Origin of the sequence: Flavobacterium geliluteum (assembly GCF_017948595.1) — a bacterium.
Classification (GTDB): domain Bacteria; phylum Bacteroidota; class Bacteroidia; order Flavobacteriales; family Flavobacteriaceae; genus Flavobacterium; species Flavobacterium flavipigmentatum.
Genome location: NZ_JAGFBV010000001.1, coordinates 345,617 through 361,889, shown reverse-complemented (window position 1 = coordinate 361,889; position 16,273 = coordinate 345,617). Strand labels below are relative to the sequence as shown.

The 16,273-nt window shown below is 32.0% G+C and carries 14 protein-coding genes; 4 read left to right on the top strand and 10 right to left on the bottom strand.

The window, feature by feature from the left end:
- Window position 1: 1 nt before the first annotated feature.
- The 8 genes from J3495_RS01500 to J3495_RS01465 form a co-directional block, all read right to left on the bottom strand.
- Window positions 2–796 carry a hypothetical protein gene (locus tag J3495_RS01500; protein ID WP_210664788.1) on the bottom strand — a complete coding sequence of 265 codons (795 nt, stop codon included), beginning with the start codon at window positions 794–796 and terminating at the stop codon, window positions 2–4.
- A gap of 21 nt (window positions 797–817) precedes the next feature.
- Window positions 818–1,048, bottom strand: coding sequence for a hypothetical protein (locus J3495_RS01495; protein WP_210664787.1), 231 nt, complete (start codon window positions 1,046–1,048; stop codon window positions 818–820).
- Window positions 1,049–1,106: 58 nt separating this feature from the next.
- Window positions 1,107–1,664: a hypothetical protein gene (locus J3495_RS01490; RefSeq protein ID WP_210664786.1), complete on the bottom strand. Its 558-nt coding sequence runs from the start codon at window positions 1,662–1,664 to the stop codon at window positions 1,107–1,109.
- Window positions 1,665–1,745: 81 nt separating this feature from the next.
- On the bottom strand, window positions 1,746–2,429 hold the full coding sequence (locus J3495_RS01485) for a hypothetical protein (protein WP_210664785.1): 684 nt from the start codon (window positions 2,427–2,429) through the stop codon (window positions 1,746–1,748).
- A 2-nt stretch (window positions 2,430–2,431) separates the two neighbouring features.
- Window positions 2,432–3,577: a hypothetical protein gene (locus J3495_RS01480; RefSeq protein ID WP_210664784.1), complete on the bottom strand. Its 1,146-nt coding sequence runs from the start codon at window positions 3,575–3,577 to the stop codon at window positions 2,432–2,434.
- A gap of 1 nt (window position 3,578) precedes the next feature.
- Window positions 3,579–5,420 (bottom strand): type VI secretion system Vgr family protein, encoded by a 1,842-nt coding sequence (locus J3495_RS01475; RefSeq protein WP_210664783.1) that lies wholly within the window; start codon window positions 5,418–5,420, stop codon window positions 3,579–3,581.
- 183 nt (window positions 5,421–5,603) lie between these two features.
- Entirely contained in the window at window positions 5,604–5,999 is a 396-nt protein-coding gene (gene tssD, locus J3495_RS01470) for a type VI secretion system tube protein TssD (protein WP_042563897.1), read from the bottom strand.
- 544 nt (window positions 6,000–6,543) lie between these two features.
- Window positions 6,544–8,556, bottom strand: coding sequence for a M13 family metallopeptidase (locus tag J3495_RS01465; protein WP_210664782.1), 2,013 nt, complete (start codon window positions 8,554–8,556; stop codon window positions 6,544–6,546).
- Window positions 8,557–9,120: 564 nt separating this feature from the next.
- On the opposite strand from J3495_RS01465, the gene J3495_RS01460 reads away from it, so the two are divergent.
- The 4 genes from J3495_RS01460 (at window position 9,121) to J3495_RS01445 (ending at window position 13,283) form a co-directional block, all read left to right on the top strand.
- Window positions 9,121–9,537: a hypothetical protein gene (locus J3495_RS01460; protein ID WP_210664781.1), complete on the top strand. Its 417-nt coding sequence runs from the start codon at window positions 9,121–9,123 to the stop codon at window positions 9,535–9,537.
- An 811-nt stretch (window positions 9,538–10,348) separates the two neighbouring features.
- Window positions 10,349–11,251 carry a pentapeptide repeat-containing protein gene (locus J3495_RS01455; protein WP_210664780.1) on the top strand — a complete coding sequence of 301 codons (903 nt, stop codon included), beginning with the start codon at window positions 10,349–10,351 and terminating at the stop codon, window positions 11,249–11,251.
- Window positions 11,248–12,156 (top strand): nucleotidyltransferase domain-containing protein, encoded by a 909-nt coding sequence (locus tag J3495_RS01450; protein ID WP_210664779.1) that lies wholly within the window; start codon window positions 11,248–11,250, stop codon window positions 12,154–12,156. The genes J3495_RS01455 and J3495_RS01450 overlap by 4 nt, the downstream gene beginning before the upstream one ends.
- 242 nt (window positions 12,157–12,398) lie before the next feature.
- Complete coding sequence (locus tag J3495_RS01445) at window positions 12,399–13,283, top strand: hypothetical protein (protein ID WP_236025369.1); 885 nt, start codon at window positions 12,399–12,401, stop codon at window positions 13,281–13,283.
- Between the two features lie 83 nt (window positions 13,284–13,366).
- Here J3495_RS01445 and J3495_RS01440 read toward each other — a convergent pair whose 3' ends face one another.
- Both J3495_RS01440 and J3495_RS01435 read right to left on the bottom strand, forming a co-directional pair.
- Window positions 13,367–15,307: an OmpA family protein gene (locus J3495_RS01440; protein ID WP_210664778.1), complete on the bottom strand. Its 1,941-nt coding sequence runs from the start codon at window positions 15,305–15,307 to the stop codon at window positions 13,367–13,369.
- Window positions 15,308–15,317: 10 nt separating this feature from the next.
- Window positions 15,318–16,229 carry a PorP/SprF family type IX secretion system membrane protein gene (locus J3495_RS01435; RefSeq protein WP_210664777.1) on the bottom strand — a complete coding sequence of 304 codons (912 nt, stop codon included), beginning with the start codon at window positions 16,227–16,229 and terminating at the stop codon, window positions 15,318–15,320.
- Between the last annotated feature and the right edge of the window lie 44 nt (window positions 16,230–16,273).

Below are 16,273 nucleotides of genomic sequence, written 5' to 3'. Positions count from 1 at the left end.
ATTATTTAGAATTAATTTCTCTTTTTATATTTAAAAATGTTTCTTCTTTATAATGAAATAAATTACCTTTTTGAATTTCAAAAATGGCACTTTTGTGTTTAACCTTTCTATTAAAAGTATCTAAAGTTGTAATTACTTTTACGTTTGTCAGATACTGCTTATGATTGAATTTATTACCTGTTATAAAATTTATCATTTCGGTGCATTCTTCATTTACTGCTTCTTGCGATTCAAAACAGAGTAAAGATTCACCAGAATCTGATATAACAAATTTTGTTTTTCCAGTACATTCTAAATTTCCGATAGATTTTATATTCCAATTAATTACAGTACTATTGGATTGCCCCTCCTCATCAACTTCTGGATTAAAAAAAATTAAATTCCAAAAGGGTTCTTTAAACTTATTTTGGGTAAAAGTTTGTTCATCATATACATTTAAATTAAACCTTTCTAATATGTCTTTGGCATTTTTGTTATCGTTGTATTCTTCCATTAGAATAGCCGTATTTTCTTCCCATCTTTCAAGCCATTCTTTATATTCTATCAGCTTAACAAATTCTCCTTGACTTGTTGTTTGAATTTTAATTGGATAGGTCAGCTGATCTAAATTTTCCAGAAATATTAAATAGGTGTTTTCATGACCAGGGTTATTAATAACTTTTGTCTTGCTGATTTCATATGTATTAAAATTTGATTTTTTTTCTAAAGCAAGAAATTCAACATTAAAAGAAGTTTGAATTTCTTTTACATTATCATTAACTATTGTGTTTATTTTATGTGTTATTTCAAAAGTCATTTTTTATGTGAACTTATTGTGTTATATTTTCTTTTTTATAACCTTTTTTAGGAATAAAAATATTATCCATCCTACTAATAATCCTACACTTATACATAACAAAGATTCTAAAATAAAAACTTTCCAGGAAGCAATTTCAAAACCTATTTCATCATCTAAAGGTGCTGTATCAGCATAACTAACTACTGAATCTATTAAAGAATATAAAAATCCGATTACTCCGCCTATTATTATTATTAATGTCTTTTTCATTCTCTCTCTTTTTTTCTTTTATTCAGCTAATACATTCAATTTGCTAGGACATAAATATTCATTTTGTTTCAATAACAGTTGATTTTTTTATAAGAATGAAATTTCTTGTAAAAAAATTAAGTATTAAATTGAAAATCAATATTCCTAAGACATATAAAACAATATTCTTGTAATGAAAAAATCCCAATGTTAAAAAGAAACATAAAAATGCAAATGAAATTATGAATAGAAGAATATCAAAAAGAAATACACGAAAAGAATATTTTACAATGAACTTAATAAAAAGAACACTTAAAAAAAATTGCAAGATTATAAAAGGAAGAATTGCACCTACATATCCTAGTTTTTCACTAAGATTATAATTTTTTGCATAGGAAATATATTCGCCTCTAGTTTCCTTATTCAATTTATTTATTTCTAAATTTTCCGACAAGTATGGTTTATTTAATTTTATTTGTAATGTAGGATATTTTAAACAAAGTTCAGGCTCATAATATTCTTGACTTTTGTTTATAATTCCGACAAATAACCATGCTATTAGTCCAATTATTATTAATAAGATTATTTTAAATTTTATCATGGCTTCTTCTTTTCTAAAATTTTTCTCCCACTTCAATCTTTAATTGTTTTCCTATCAAAACCATTTAATCCTATTATGTTTTCTTCTTTTTAACTTTCCTTCTATTGCTGATAACTATTATTTAGGTTTCTTTACCCTAAATAATAGTGATGAGGGTTCACAATATTTGAATCCTAAATAATAATACTCTTTGCTAATTCTTTTAATATAAATACTCTTATATGCATCATTATATTTTGTACATTCCTGTTTATCCATAAGGTCAGATGGTATCTTTATTAACGTTTTGATTTTGGTATTTACATCATATATATATGTGTTATCATCATCATCTATATATAGTATCAATTCGTTTTTTAAGTCAAAATCAAGTTGTATTTTAAAATAACTATATGTTAAAACTTCATTGCCTGTTTCTTTATCATACAGCCAAAAATAGGAATTGCTTGTTCCGCCTCCATTACTATGTAAAGCAAAATAATTTTGAAAATCAACTTCTTTATAATATGGACGATAATTTGCAATGAAAGTGCTAGCTAATAAATAGGTATTGTCTTTTTTACCATTAATTAATCTAAAATTAATTACGCCCTCATTTTTTTTATCTAAAGCAGGAAAAATAATTAATTTATAGTTGTTTTTAAGATAAGCGGTTTGTGATTTTATAGTGTCACCATGTTCATCAAAAAAAACGGTGTCTCTTGATTTGTTTGTTTTTTTTTCTTCCTTAATAGATTTTCCATTATCCATTTTACAACTGATAAAGCCAATCAATAAAAGTATTAAAATTCTATATTTCATTTTTATAGTTTATGATTCATCATTCCTTTCCAATAATATCCTTTATTGTTTGGGTGTTCTTTATAAGGTTTCCAAAATATATGTCTTCCTACAACTGTCGTTGCTTTATTAAGAGTTCTTCCCTTATTGAATTTGCCTGTACCAACTGTTTCGTAATAATCGACATTTTTTAATCCTTTTGAATCAACTGAAGTATCCCAAACACTATTTTTCTTTTGTCCAAAATCAAAAATATTATATGAATCATTTGTTGAGGCATTTTTCTTTTCTTCAAACGGTATTGTAGCTAAAGCTTCTGCTTTTGATTTATCTATATCATGACCTTTTCCTTCTTTTCCTTCTAAATGTCTATAAAGCCTTTGAATTCCTTTACTGTCTGGCTTATACTCACAAGCATTGACAAATTTGATCCATAGATCTTTTGTAATATGAATTCCTCCATCCTTATCCGTTTTAGGATGTGGTCTTGCACTTATGACTCCTCGATCCGCAAAATCGATCCCATCCCATAATACTGCTCCTTCTGAATAATCTTTTTTTTCCTGTAAAACATGAATTAGTCCTTTACGTGCATTTTTACAGAGACTATCATTCTCGGTATCTTTCAATGATTCTTTCAACGTTGCTGTTGAATAACCTGTAGAAAGAAGTTTTGCTGCTAATTTGCCTTGCTCTTCAATAGTCAATGTATCTCCTTTTTCAAACTTAACAGCATTAAATGTTGCCTGGGTGGTTGCCGCAGCGCTCTCAAATGTGCTAGCATCTTCAGCTTTTAGAACTCCAGTTATATAGCAGAAGTTTTCATGTGCTATGTCCAGTTTTTTAACATTTATAAAAGTGTCTTTTTTACTTCCCTTCCCTGCGCAAACATATACATCATTTATGCTACCTTCATAATTTGCTACAATTACTTTTCCTTCAAAAGTTCCATCTTCATTATAAAAATGACCGTTTACATTAATTACTTTTGTCTCCTCTTTTATTACATAATCTGCAAACTTTTTTCCGCCATCTTTTCCATAAAAAGTATTTTCTTTTGGAGATTTAAAATCCAATGCTCCTTTAGATGCATCTTTTGTAATCGTTTCTGCTTCCTTATAGGATTTCCCTGCTATGTTACGTATTATATTTCCACCTTCTCCAGCCATATTACTGCATTTTTACTTGTTTTCCGCTATTAATATTTACCTCTTTTGCGCTTTCCATATTTATAGATTCTTTAGTACTTATGTAAGAACCTATCTCCATGTTTTCGGTAATGCTTTTAGCTTTCGAATTTCTACCTACCAAAGCGGTCTCAATAATATTACTTGCCGTAAGATTATAATCTTCACTTGCTATTTCTGTGATGCTATCTCCAGCAACAACATTTATATCTTTTTGTGCTGAAGCCATAATATTTTGCCCTGCTGACATAATTATGCTTTCTCCTGCATTAATCGTAATGTTTTTTGGTGCGGTAACCTCGATATTCCCATTGCCATCCATAAACCATTTGTTACCGGAAGGGTCTTTTACCAAAATACTCGAATCACCTTCGTCAAAAGTAATTGTGCTTCCTGTACGGGTATAAATACTTTTGATGTTGTTTTTTAAGTCTCCGCCAGTACCCGTTTTACCGTTAAATAAACTACCTATTACAAATGGTCTGTTGGGATCGTTATAACGAAACCCCAGCATAACCTGATCGCCCACTTCGGGAATAAAAACCATACCTCGGTTGGTGTTCACCTTACCACTACTTCCTGCATCAGGTGTCATTACACGCAACCATGGTGTAGATTGTTGTTTGGTAGATTGCCATAGCATTTTTACACGTATTCTGCCTTGCCCCCTTGGGTCGTCGTTAGCTACTACTTCAGCTTGTTGCATTTGGGCTACAGGAAAAGGGATGTTTGGTTCAGGCAACTTGCGTATTTTAGCCGGCAAAGCTTTAAAGCTGTTTTCGTACTCACCTATTTCGCTGGCTTTATGAGTTATTTCTGTGATAATATAAATACCTACTTCGTTGGTTTCGTAGTTGATTTTATTAATGTCTTGTCCGCTGGTATATGCAGCCAATTTGTCTTTTACCTGCATGGCATCTATACTAATGCTCATGCCTATTCGTAAGCTTCTGTTTCGGCTAGTTGCGGTTATAAAATTAGATTCTGCTGCAGCACTTTGCTGCCTATTTTGCAGTATGGTTTGCAAATACATATCGTCACCAGTGCTAATTCTACCATATTCTAATGATGATGTAGCATATAGTTTTTGAGAAGCAGTGATGGCATCAGTACCCAATTTTGGAAATCCTTCTATCTGGTCTCTCGTCTTGGCCTGATACAGCTTGTCCGCATCTTCGTTATAACTAAATGCTCCAAACTGGTTGGGAATTGCCTGAACAGAAATATTGAGATTATAAAGATCTTTATTATAAATCAATTTTGTAAACTCTGTAGTGGTAGTTGGTTTGCCAAAAAAAAGTTTTTCTCCATCATAATACAACCATTCATTGTATTGTTTAGCTAAGCGTTGTATGAATTGAAAATCAGTTTCGAGATATTGGGTTTGATAGTCTAAATTGTTGCCGAACTCCGGTTTAATGTCGTTTTGCAATTTTTCACCCGCTGCTGTTTTTATCACTTCCTCAATGATATCATGCAAATTAGTATCTTGCCAAGAGCTTAGTTTTAGTCCTGATTCAAGAAGTATGGTTTTAGAATAACCCGAAATAATAATCTGGCTTCCCACATGTCCTAATTCTTGGGCATATTGAATATTGGTTACTATTCCCAAAAAATTATTATTGTTTTCAAAAACAATGTGCAAAATGCCTCCCAGCCATTTTTGTGCACTCTGCATTGTATATGCTCTTGGTTGTTCGATCACAGAATGGGGAACACTAATTTTAAAATGATGGTGGTCATTTATGGTTTGGTATAGCTCAATAGTTGTGAAATGTGAGATTTCTTTTCTATCAATACCAAATATTATTTTAGGAATGGCCATAATATGTTTAGTTATAAGTTTGATTTTAATTTTTAACTTAAATAGATTATAGTCTAAAATTCTTATACCGAATTCCGTTTTAAGCTGAAAATATAGAAGTAATACTAATCAATGTTTTATTCAATAAATTGCATAAAAAAACAAGAAGCGGAGCATTACCGCTTCTTGCCTCAATAGGAAAAATTAAATTTTAGCCCAATTGTTATCTAATGTTGCATTACCTAATGTGATTTTTTCTGCAGAGAAAGTAATCTCAGTAGTCATTGGAGTTTCTGCCATAGCATCAAGTTGCTCGCTAAAGAATACAATAAAAGCATTTTCAAAAGAAAGCTCTTTCATTACTTGCTCAGAATCTGCTTTGAAAAATTTTACTTTTCCGCTTACTGGTTTGTGCTGACTGTTTACTGCCTGTTCGATAACAGTAGTATTGTCTGTAGATTTTAATTTTAGGTTTAATCTACCTCCTTTAATTTCAGATGAAACTGCTCCTTTACCGTCAGTATGTCTTAACATATCGACTTTTGAAAATAATACTTGGTACTCGTTTCCTTCGAATTCTAAAATTGCTTTAAATGCCATAATAAAAATAATTAAGTTAAAAAATGTTTTTAGAACCCTCTCTGTTGTCTGACTAGTATAAACAAAAAAAAGAGGTATTCTATATGATTTTGGAATACCTCTTTTTTGTACTTAAGTACTTTTTTTGATTTACTTCTTGTAGGAAGAGGAAGGTGATTCGTGATCAATATTAGTACGAATATATGACTATAAACGAAACAAACAAGCTAATTTGTAATATTTTTCATAAAAAAATTAAAAACAGCAACTCTAATTTGTAAGAATTTAGTGTTTACTTGGTGTTGTGGAGAATTCGCCTGAATTTTTATATCTAAAAACCTACTGAATTTCAAAAAAAAATTACAAATCTCCATCTCTACATTGAATAAAAAGAAATTATTTTACTTCTCATTTTCCAATATCATTTACTTTTATACAGTTCATATGTAAAAAATTAGGAGGCTTTTATATAATTCACAATTTCTAAAGCAACCAAAAAAAATGCGCAAAGTTTACAGGAAACTTTGCGCATTTTTTGATAGTAACACTTATAAAAACCAGCGTATTACCAAATTGTTATTCTGTCTTTCTTCGGTAAAAACATTTTATCTTGAGCTTGTACATTAAATGCTTCGTAAAAAGGTGTAGTATTCATCAGCGGACCATTAACACGCCAATTTGGTGGAGAATGTGGATTATTGTTAATCCATAAACGCAGAAACTCGTCTTTCATTTTTACTCTCCATATTTTGGCTATGGAAATAAAAAAGCGTTGGTCTGGAGTAAAACCGTCAATTTTTGTATTTCCTTTTCCTTGTTCGGTCATTTTAAAAGCATCATAGGCAACTGCTATTCCGGCAATATCTGCCGTATTCTCGCCAACTGTCATTGCACCATTAATGTGCAGATCGCCTAAAACAGTGTATGTGCTGTACAAATTGATTACCTGTTGTATTCTTGACTTAAACTGTGCATAATCCTCTTTTGTCCACCAGTTTTTTATGTTGCCATCCTTGTCATATTGAGCACCCTGATCATCAAAGGTATGGGTTATTTCGTGACCTATAACCATTCCGATACCTCCATAATTAAGTGCATCATCTGCATTATTATCAAAGTATGGAGGTTGTAAAATACCTGCTGGAAACACAATTTCATTGGCAGTAGGATTATTATATGCCGTAACGGTTGGAACCGTTGTATACCATTCTGATTTATCGACTGGTTTGTCCAATTTTGCCAATTCAAATTGATATGCAGCTGTAGCCGCCGAAACCATATTCTCAAAATAGGTATCTCTAGCTATCTGAACACTGCTATAGTCTTTCCATTTGTCTGGATATCCTATTTTCTTAGTCATGGCTGCCAATTTCTCTTTTGCTTTTTGTTTGGTACTTTGACTCATCCATTCCAATTTATCAATTCTCTTGGCATACGCTTTTTGCAAATTATTCACGAGGATTAACATACGTTTTTTGGCATCTTCTGAAAAATATTTCTTTACATACAATTGACCCAACGCTTCGCCTAAGTAATTGTCAACGACATTAGCCATTTTTTCGCCACGTGATTTTTGAACAGCTTGACCAGAAAGCACTTTGGTATACTCAAATGAGGCATCTACAAAAGACTTACTTAAATCATCTGCATATCTTTCTAGAGAATTTGCTTTCAGGTAAATTTTCCAATTACTAATAGGGATGGTTTTCAAAAGCTTATTAAGAGCATCATAATAGGCAGGCTGGCCTACATTAATAAAATCGGTTTTAGCACCTAACTTATTTAAAAAAGTATTCCAGTCTATGTTGGGATGTCTTTTTACAAGATCTGTCACAGCCATTTTATTATAATTTGCCTGCACATCCCGAAGTGCAACTTTTGTTCTATGCGAAACGGCGAGTTGTTTGTCAATATCGTAAACCAAATTAGCATTCTTTTTAGCCTCTATGGCATTGCTGCCTGTTTGTTGAAATAATGTCGTAAGGTATTTTTTGTACGCTTCCTGTATCGCAACAGTTGATGAATCTGATTTGAAGTAATAGTCTCTATCAGGTAAACCAATACCCGTTTGATAGATTTGGGCAATGTTCATACTGCTATTTTTTTCATCGGGCGACACTCCAAAACCTATCATAGAAGGGTTATTCACTTTTACTTCATTCACTACAAAGTTCATTAAAGAAGGTAAATCGCTAATGGCTTCAATTTTGGCAAGTAAGGGTTTAATAGGTGTATAACCGCGTTTGTCAATGGTTACAGTATCCATACCAGATGCATAAAAGTCTCCTACCTTTTGTGCTATACTCCCCTCTGGATTCTTGCTTTGCGAAATACTGTCTAATATTCCTTGCAGGCGCATTCGTTGTGGGTAATTCATAAACATATACGCACCAACTCCGGCTTGAGAGGCAGGTATTGCTACAGAATCATACCATTTGCCATTTACATATTTAAAAAAATCATCACTAGGCCGCAACGTAGAATCTATTCCTGTGATAGCACTATTTTTTTTTCCTTCATGTTTTGAGCACGCTGTAAAAGCTAAGAATGCAATGAAGAGCATTAATGAATTTCTCATAATCTAAATGATTTGTATTAAAATGAACTGAAAAACGTTTGAAAGCAGATATTTTAAAATGTATATCCTTGGCATATCAAATTTTAGCAGAACAATATACGAATTCAGTTTTTAATTCTAAAGTTTATCTACTCTATTGTTATAGTGATGAAAGCGTTCTTTTTATCTATCACTCTAGATAAGATCACTCCTCACTTTTTTATATGCCCGACAAACCAAACAAAGCCACCCAATCGGGTTAGATATAGGTAATAAGTGTTCTATTTTTTTCTACCAATCATTAAGAGGCGCATACAATAATCATATAAAAATCTTTAATACATTGATTCGGTATTGAGATGCATAACATGACTAAAACAAAACTTCAGAGAAATCTGGAGCTTTTATTATTTATGTAGATTTACAAAATAATATTTAATTGAGATTGTGGGTGCGAAGTCAGTAAACATTTGCATAGCTTGCGTGAGAACTCTTTGGGAGCGGGTGTTAAGATCCAGGCATCAACAAATCCTGACGGTTCAGTAAGATATACTGCCGTTCCATGTAACTAATAAATAAACGAAAATGAAAAATACAATTAAAATAATAGCCGCATTTCTATTTTTGATTAGCACCAGCTGCAAAGCACAGCAAATGGTTCAAATACCTGAGGACACCTATAAATTAAAAGCAAATGAGCTGCAGTTCATCAATCAACCTTTGAAAGATTTGTTGAAAGAAATAAAGCCCGAAATAAAATTGGTAATGGGCACAATAGATTCTCCATCTTATTTTTCTTTCCGTTTCCAAAGCAGAGAAGAATTAAATAAAAAGCCATTGGACGGAACTACAATTGGACTATTTGTATATATAAAAGAACCTTTAGACTGGAATTTTGATAAAAGACCTAAAGGGAAGGAATATGAATGGTCAAAAGAAGATGTCGAAAAATATGGTAATCTTACTGTAATTCGAATTAAAGTAACCGGCAATAAAAAATAGTTTTACCAATCCTCAGTCAGAAAAAAACGACTGAGGATTTTTTATTATACGAAACACTTCATTTAAATAATGAATATACTAATCAAAAATACAGACGGAGGTCAAAAAACAGGTCGTTTGGGGTTCCAAGCCCCATCGATGGCGTCCTGAGGCCCATTTTTGACGTCTGGAACCCCATCGATGGGGTTCCAGACGTCAAAAATGGGGTTCCCGACGTCAAATTTGACGTCCTTGGGTGCCAAATTTGACGTTCGGAACGTCAAATTTGGGGTTCCGAACCTCAACAGCGGGGTTCGAAACCCCAAAATTTAGGTTGTAGACCCAAACGTTTGGGTTCCATCATGAAGTGTTTAGGTGCTGAGGCCAAAGTTTTAGGTTCCCGACCTAAAGTTTTGGGTGCTGCACCTAAACGTTTAGGTAAACAACCCAAAAACTTCATGATAAAACCTAAAAACTATAGCAAAAGATCCAAAAACTTCATCACAAAACCGAAACACTTCATCAAAACAGGTATAAATACCTGCTGCCCACTTTTTATTTAGTGGTATAATTGTCTCCAAATAAATAATCATCCATTATGGTTTATCTCAGAGATGATGATGCCAGAATTGTTATATTTGTTTTGTAAGTAATGAGGTAACTGTGTTGCTTTATTATTAAAACGGAAACATACTCTAAACGAAACAAAACTTCGTATATACACCTTAATTAGGGTAGATTGGCGAATGTTTGTTTCGGGTAAATACAAGTTAGGCGTCATTTTGCCAAATCTGCATAAAAAAGAGATCAATCAAAAAAATAAACGGAATATATGCTTACAAACTTCTTTAAATTAAATGAGCCATATAGGATTATTAAAACACAGATTGAATTTGATGATTTGCTGAAAATTAGCAAGTCATTAATTAATATACTTTATGAACCAGCTAATTTAGCACCTAACTCAGAACACCCTAAGTTAAAAATTAAAGACACTTCGTTTCAGAATGTTAGCTTCAGTAAAACTAAATTAGATGAAGTAATATTTATCAATTGTAAATTTGAAGATTGTTTATTTATTGGTTGTGAGATTGTGAATTGTGAATTTCACAATTGTAATTTTATTAATTCGAACACACATAAAATTCTAATAAGAAATACTTATGTAAATCCAGAAAGTTTTTCAAACTGTATAAAAAAAATAGATAATGCAAATATTGGTGTTCATCTATTTCAACAATTATTGAATAATTCAAATGATGCAGGACAATCAAAATTTAGTAGATTATCTGAATATCATTTTAAAAAATGGGAAGACAAATTAACACTTAACAAATTTTGGAATAAAAAACCATATCCCATTTCATTTTGGAAATTCATTTTGAATTATCCTTTCAGATGGTCTTTCAGATACACATTTGGTTATGGGTTGAGATTGAGAAACTTTGCATTAACTTTTGCTGTAGTATTTATTTCTTTCTTTTTCATAAATCAATCTAATTGGAAAAGTTATGAATTAGAAAAAAAAGATTTAACAATAAATGTCTTTTGTAAAGACAGCGCAAATGTATCATCAAACATCTATTATACTTTAGACGCAACTACTAAATTAGTAGATTCACAATTTCAAGCAACTTCAAATGAAGGAATGGTTTGGCTAACAATTCAAAACCTTTGTGGTTTCATTCTTTTAAGTGCATTAATAACAATAATTTTAAATCGATTTGTAAAATGAAAAATTATAGCGTAGCAATATATGGTTCATCAACAAGAGAAAATTTCGATAAATACAGTGATAAAGACATTCTTATTGTTGCAGAAACATACAATGAATTGAAAAAATTAAGAATAGAATATGAAAACCAAGGCTTTTCTGTCTCAGTGTATACATATTCTAAATTGAAATTTATGTCTGAAAATGGTAGTTTATTTATAGATCATTTAGTTAAAGAGTCAAAAACTATTATTGACTTAAATAACAAATTCAATTTTATTTTAAGAAATCATAAATCCAAAAAACCAGATTTAAAACAATTCCAAGACAACAAAAATTATTTTGAAATATTAAAGTTTGTTCCAAACTTTAATAAAGGTTTCGGATGGTTTTGTGATTGTTTATACATAGGGATTAGGAATTATTTAATTTTAAAAAGTGCAGAAAAAGGGTACTTCAATTTTTCTTATTTATCACTTTTGGAAGAACTCAAAAACGATAATTTAATAACAGAAAATGAAATCGAAATTCTTCGTGAATTAAGAGTTATAAAAAGAAATTACAGAGAAAAAATTAGTGATGAATTACCATCTAAAATTTACATTCAAAAAATTATAAAAATTGTAGATAAATTAGATTTACTAAAAAATATAAAAATATTAGACAAAACTGAATTTCAAAACTTTGTCGAAATATCAATAAAAAATATTGAATTCAATCATTATCAAAAACTACGTTTAATTGAAATTTATTATTATCTAAACGGAAAAGAAAATAAAGAAATAGAACGTATTATTTGCAATCCACAATTTTATGCTTCATTCTTTAAAAAGGAAAAATACGTTTTGAATATAATTGAAAAAATAACTGAAAATAAAAAAACGTCACACAACATACGCTACAAGCAATTTGGGCATCAGTCTTAATTTAAATATGGTTTTGTATTTGGAAGATTTGGCAAATCCGAAGAATGGGCTTAATTTAGTTCCAGACACTCTGTAGTAACAGAACGTTAGGCTTTATAAAAACTAATTTAAATTTAGAAAGTATTCAGAGGACTATCAAAGAAAAAACTCAAATATGAGATTCTCAAGAGGGTAATTTTAGTTTTTTCAAAGTATGACGTTATAGGGCATTTTAAAAGACGACACAACGACAACAAAACTGTATGGAATATATTTCGACATCTTCTCTTGCAAACGAACTTGATATCAAATCAAGCGACTTGTTCGACAAACTAAAAACGCTCGGTTGGATAGAGCGAAAAAATGACAAGTGGACTCTTACTGATATTGGAGAACAAAAAGGTGGGCAGACACGAAACAATCCGAAATTTGGGGAATACATCGTTTGGCCAGAGAATATTTCTATCGACAATGGACAACAAAATGATAAACCAAAATTTCTTAATGCGACTACAATCGGCAAGCACTTCGATATTTCATCTCAACGCCTTAATTTGATATTTTCTGAACTTGGTTGGATTGAAAAAGATATTTCTGGTTGGCAAATAACAAAACTAGGTAAAGGTTTAGGTGGTAGACAATTTGAACACGAAACTTCAGGAGGGACATACGTTTTGTGGCCTGATAATATTTTGACAAACAAAAATCTGGCCTTTGTTTTTAAGGACGTTGCTATTATTGAACAACCAACACCACAGATAATTAAAGAAGTTACAATAACAAACAGTGACAATTTTAGAGAAAAATTTCCAGCAACTCTAAGGACTAAAGACGGTCACATGGTTCGTTCAAGAGCAGAAGTAATTATTGACAATGCTTTATATGATTATAAATTAGCTCACGCATACGAAAGAAAACTACCAATCGAAGAGGATTTATATTCTGACTTTTTCATACCTACAGAAAATGTATATATAGAATTTTGGGGAATGGAAAACGACCCGAAATATGCTGAAAGAAAAAAAGTAAAACTTGAAATCTATAAAAAATACGATTTCAAATTAATAGAACTCAACGACAGCGATATTTCAAATCTTGATGACCACTTACCTAAAAAACTTCTAAAGTATGGTATCAAAGTTTATTGACGAAAGAAAAACTACTAATACGACTAAAAGCTAAAAGCCGCAAAGTTTCTTTGCGGCTTTTACTAAAATTGCAATTGGCTTTATTATTTTATCGAGACAATTATAAATTCGCTTCGTCTATTGGCCTGATGTTCTGCTTCGGTACAAGATACATTGTCTAAACATTGGTTTATAAGCTGGCTCTCACCATATCCTCTACCTGTTAAGCGAGCTGGAGCAATGCCTTTTTTTACAAGCCATGCAATCGTAGACTGAGCCCTTCTTTCTGATAGTTCTAGATTGTACTTGGCCGTTTGACGGCTGTCAGTATGCGAACGAACATCGACTCTCATTTCTGGGTATTGCACCATTACCTCATAGATTTTCTCTAGTTCAAAGGCTGCTTTTTGGGTTATTGTTGCTTTGTCTAAGTCAAAATAAATAGAAGAAATATCCATTGTTTTGGCCAAATCTGTATCAATGGTAACGGGTTTAATCCTTTTCTCAAGTAGAATGTCCAAACTTGTCGTACCCGATTCCTGCTTAATCGTTACAGTGGTTTCTTTAGTTTCATAATCATCTTTTGCGGCTCTTACAGCATATTTTTTTCCACAATCTACGGTAAATCGATAAGTTCCGTCAATTCCTGTTATGACTTCCCCTATTATTTTAAACTGATCATCAAGCAAGTTTACTTTGACATTTTCCAGTACTATTTGGCTATCCAAATCACGGATAGTGCCCGATATAGTTTGATCGCATTTTAATTTTCTGGTCTCAGTAAATCGATAAATATCATCATAACCAAGTCCGCCCTCTCTGTTTGAAGAAAAAAAACCACTTCTGCTTTTGATGTTTAACACATATCCAAAATCATCATCTTTACTGTTTACCGGTTCCCCAATGTTTTCTATGCTACCCAAAGAAGCATCAGTATTAATTGTCGTTACAAATATATCCAGCCCGCCTAATCCTGGCTGACCATCACTAGCAAAATACAATTCGTTGTCTCCAGATACAAAAGGAAATGTTTCGCGTCCCTCAGTATTTATTACTTGTCCTAAATTTTTTGGTACACCAAAACTACCATCAGAATTAATAGAAACATTGTACAAATCTGACTGGCCAAAACCTCCCGGCATATCCGAAGCAAAATATAATGTCTTTTCATCTGAGCTTAAAGCCGGATGCGCCACACTATATTCGTCACTATTAAAAGGCAGCTCCATTACATTACTCCATTTTCCGTCAATAAGAGTCGCTTTATATAATTTTAACAGCGTAATTTTCTTGCTGTTTTTCCCTTTCTTTCCGTCTAAAAAATTGTTTCTAGTAAAATACATTGTTTTACCATCCTGTGTAAAAATCGCACTGGATTCGTTAAACTTCGAATTTATACTTTTTTCAAATCTCCTCGCCTCTTCCGGACTACCGTCTGTCTTCCATTCGACTGCATATAAATTGGTAAACGATTGATTGGTCCATTTGAATACTCTTTTGCCAATGCCTCCCGTATCTCTAGCGGAAGTAAATACTACTTTATTGTTTAAAAATGCAGCCCCATAATCTGAATATATTGAATTGATTCCTGCATCCGCCACTTCAAATCTTCCCGAATTTGCTTTTATCTGCTCCCGATAGTTGGTGTTTTTATTATATAAAACACCTCTCTGATCACTCCCTGCTTTTTTATAAAACTTATCCATGATCTGGTCTGCTTTACTATAATCATTCACCGATTTTAGTGTTTGCGCGTATCGATAGTAATATTCTGGTTCCTGCTGATCATTCATCTCAAACAAAGCTTCATACCATTTTTTGGCTTTTGATAATGCTCCATTAAAATAATAGGCATTACCTAATCTTTGAAACATTTTTTCATCTTTATAGCCTTTATCTGCTACCTTTTCATAAATGGTAATCGCATCGATATAAGCGTATTTATCGTAATTTTTATCAGCATTAGCTATACGCTCTTTTTGTGCAACTCCTTTGATCGTAAAAAGCACTAAAAAAACGGTACAAAGTAATTTTTTAATTTTCATAATCGGAGTATTAAAAGAATCTAGGTGAAGTTATTCGACTGTATTTATTGAGGAATTCAAAACGCAGAAATATTTCATGCGACCCTGAATTAAATCTTCTTAAACTGGTGGTTTCATGATCATATCCATAGCCTATATACAAACCATCTGTAATTTGAAATCCGGCCAAGACACTTACTGCTGCACTCCATCGATATGCAAGCCCAACCACAAATTTGTCATTAAACATAAAATTACCCGAGAGATCTACTTGTAAAGGAGCTCCTTTGACCATTTTAGTTAATAGAGCTGGTTTGAATTTTATGGAAGGGTCGATATCAATTACATAACCTGCAATGAAATAATAATTTATTTTATCTTTATAAATAGCAACATCATTGTCGCTGTATCTATTGGTTTCGATAAAATTTGGAATAGACAATCCCACATAAGCTTTGTCTGAATGCCAATAGACACCCACTCCGATATTAGGTGAAATTTTAGAATTTAAGCCCTGAAACTGTGGATCCCCTTGATCTTCAGGATTTAGTTTATCAATATCTAAGTTGAATAAATTCGCTGTTCCCTTGATACCAAATGAAAGTTTGAAAGTCTCTGAAGTAGGTACTGTGTATGACAAATCTACTGATAAGCCAGTCTCATTTGTTGGACCTATTTTATCGCTCAACAACGAAACACCTAATCCTAAATTGGTATTGTTTAATGGAGTATTTAATGAAAAACTGCTTGTTTCCGGAGCTCCATCAAGCCCAATCCACTGGGTACGATACAATCCGAAAATGCTCATAGCGCCTCTTGAACCGGCATAAGCAGGATTTACGCTGATAGTATTGTACATATATTGTGTAAACTGAGCGTCTTGCTGAGCATAACTGCTGATTGATGCAAAAATCACTATCCATACTATTATTCTTGTTCTCATGTGTTTTAGTTTTATAGTCCCGGTAGAATAATCCCCAAGAAATT

Excerpts from the sequence above, each read along its gene's own strand:
- J3495_RS01500 (WP_210664788.1), bottom strand. The coding sequence starts at position 796 with ATGACTTTTGAAATAACACATAAAATAAACACAATAGTTAATGATAAT.
- J3495_RS01495 (WP_210664787.1), bottom strand. The coding sequence starts at position 1,048 with ATGAAAAAGACATTAATAATAATAATAGGCGGAGTAATCGGATTTTTA.
- J3495_RS01485 (WP_210664785.1), bottom strand. The coding sequence starts at position 2,429 with ATGAAATATAGAATTTTAATACTTTTATTGATTGGCTTTATCAGTTGT.
- J3495_RS01480 (WP_210664784.1), bottom strand. The coding sequence starts at position 3,577 with ATGGCTGGAGAAGGTGGAAATATAATACGTAACATAGCAGGGAAATCC.
- J3495_RS01475 (WP_210664783.1), bottom strand. The coding sequence starts at position 5,420 with ATGGCCATTCCTAAAATAATATTTGGTATTGATAGAAAAGAAATCTCA.
- tssD (WP_042563897.1), bottom strand. The coding sequence starts at position 5,999 with ATGGCATTTAAAGCAATTTTAGAATTCGAAGGAAACGAGTACCAAGTA.
- J3495_RS01465 (WP_210664782.1), bottom strand. The coding sequence starts at position 8,556 with ATGAGAAATTCATTAATGCTCTTCATTGCATTCTTAGCTTTTACAGCG.
- J3495_RS01460 (WP_210664781.1), top strand. The coding sequence starts at position 9,121 with ATGAAAAATACAATTAAAATAATAGCCGCATTTCTATTTTTGATTAGC.
- J3495_RS01455 (WP_210664780.1), top strand. The coding sequence starts at position 10,349 with ATGCTTACAAACTTCTTTAAATTAAATGAGCCATATAGGATTATTAAA.
- J3495_RS01450 (WP_210664779.1), top strand. The coding sequence starts at position 11,248 with ATGAAAAATTATAGCGTAGCAATATATGGTTCATCAACAAGAGAAAAT.
- J3495_RS01445 (WP_236025369.1), top strand. The coding sequence starts at position 12,399 with ATGGAATATATTTCGACATCTTCTCTTGCAAACGAACTTGATATCAAA.
- J3495_RS01440 (WP_210664778.1), bottom strand. The coding sequence starts at position 15,307 with ATGAAAATTAAAAAATTACTTTGTACCGTTTTTTTAGTGCTTTTTACG.
- J3495_RS01435 (WP_210664777.1), bottom strand. The coding sequence starts at position 16,229 with ATGAGAACAAGAATAATAGTATGGATAGTGATTTTTGCATCAATCAGC.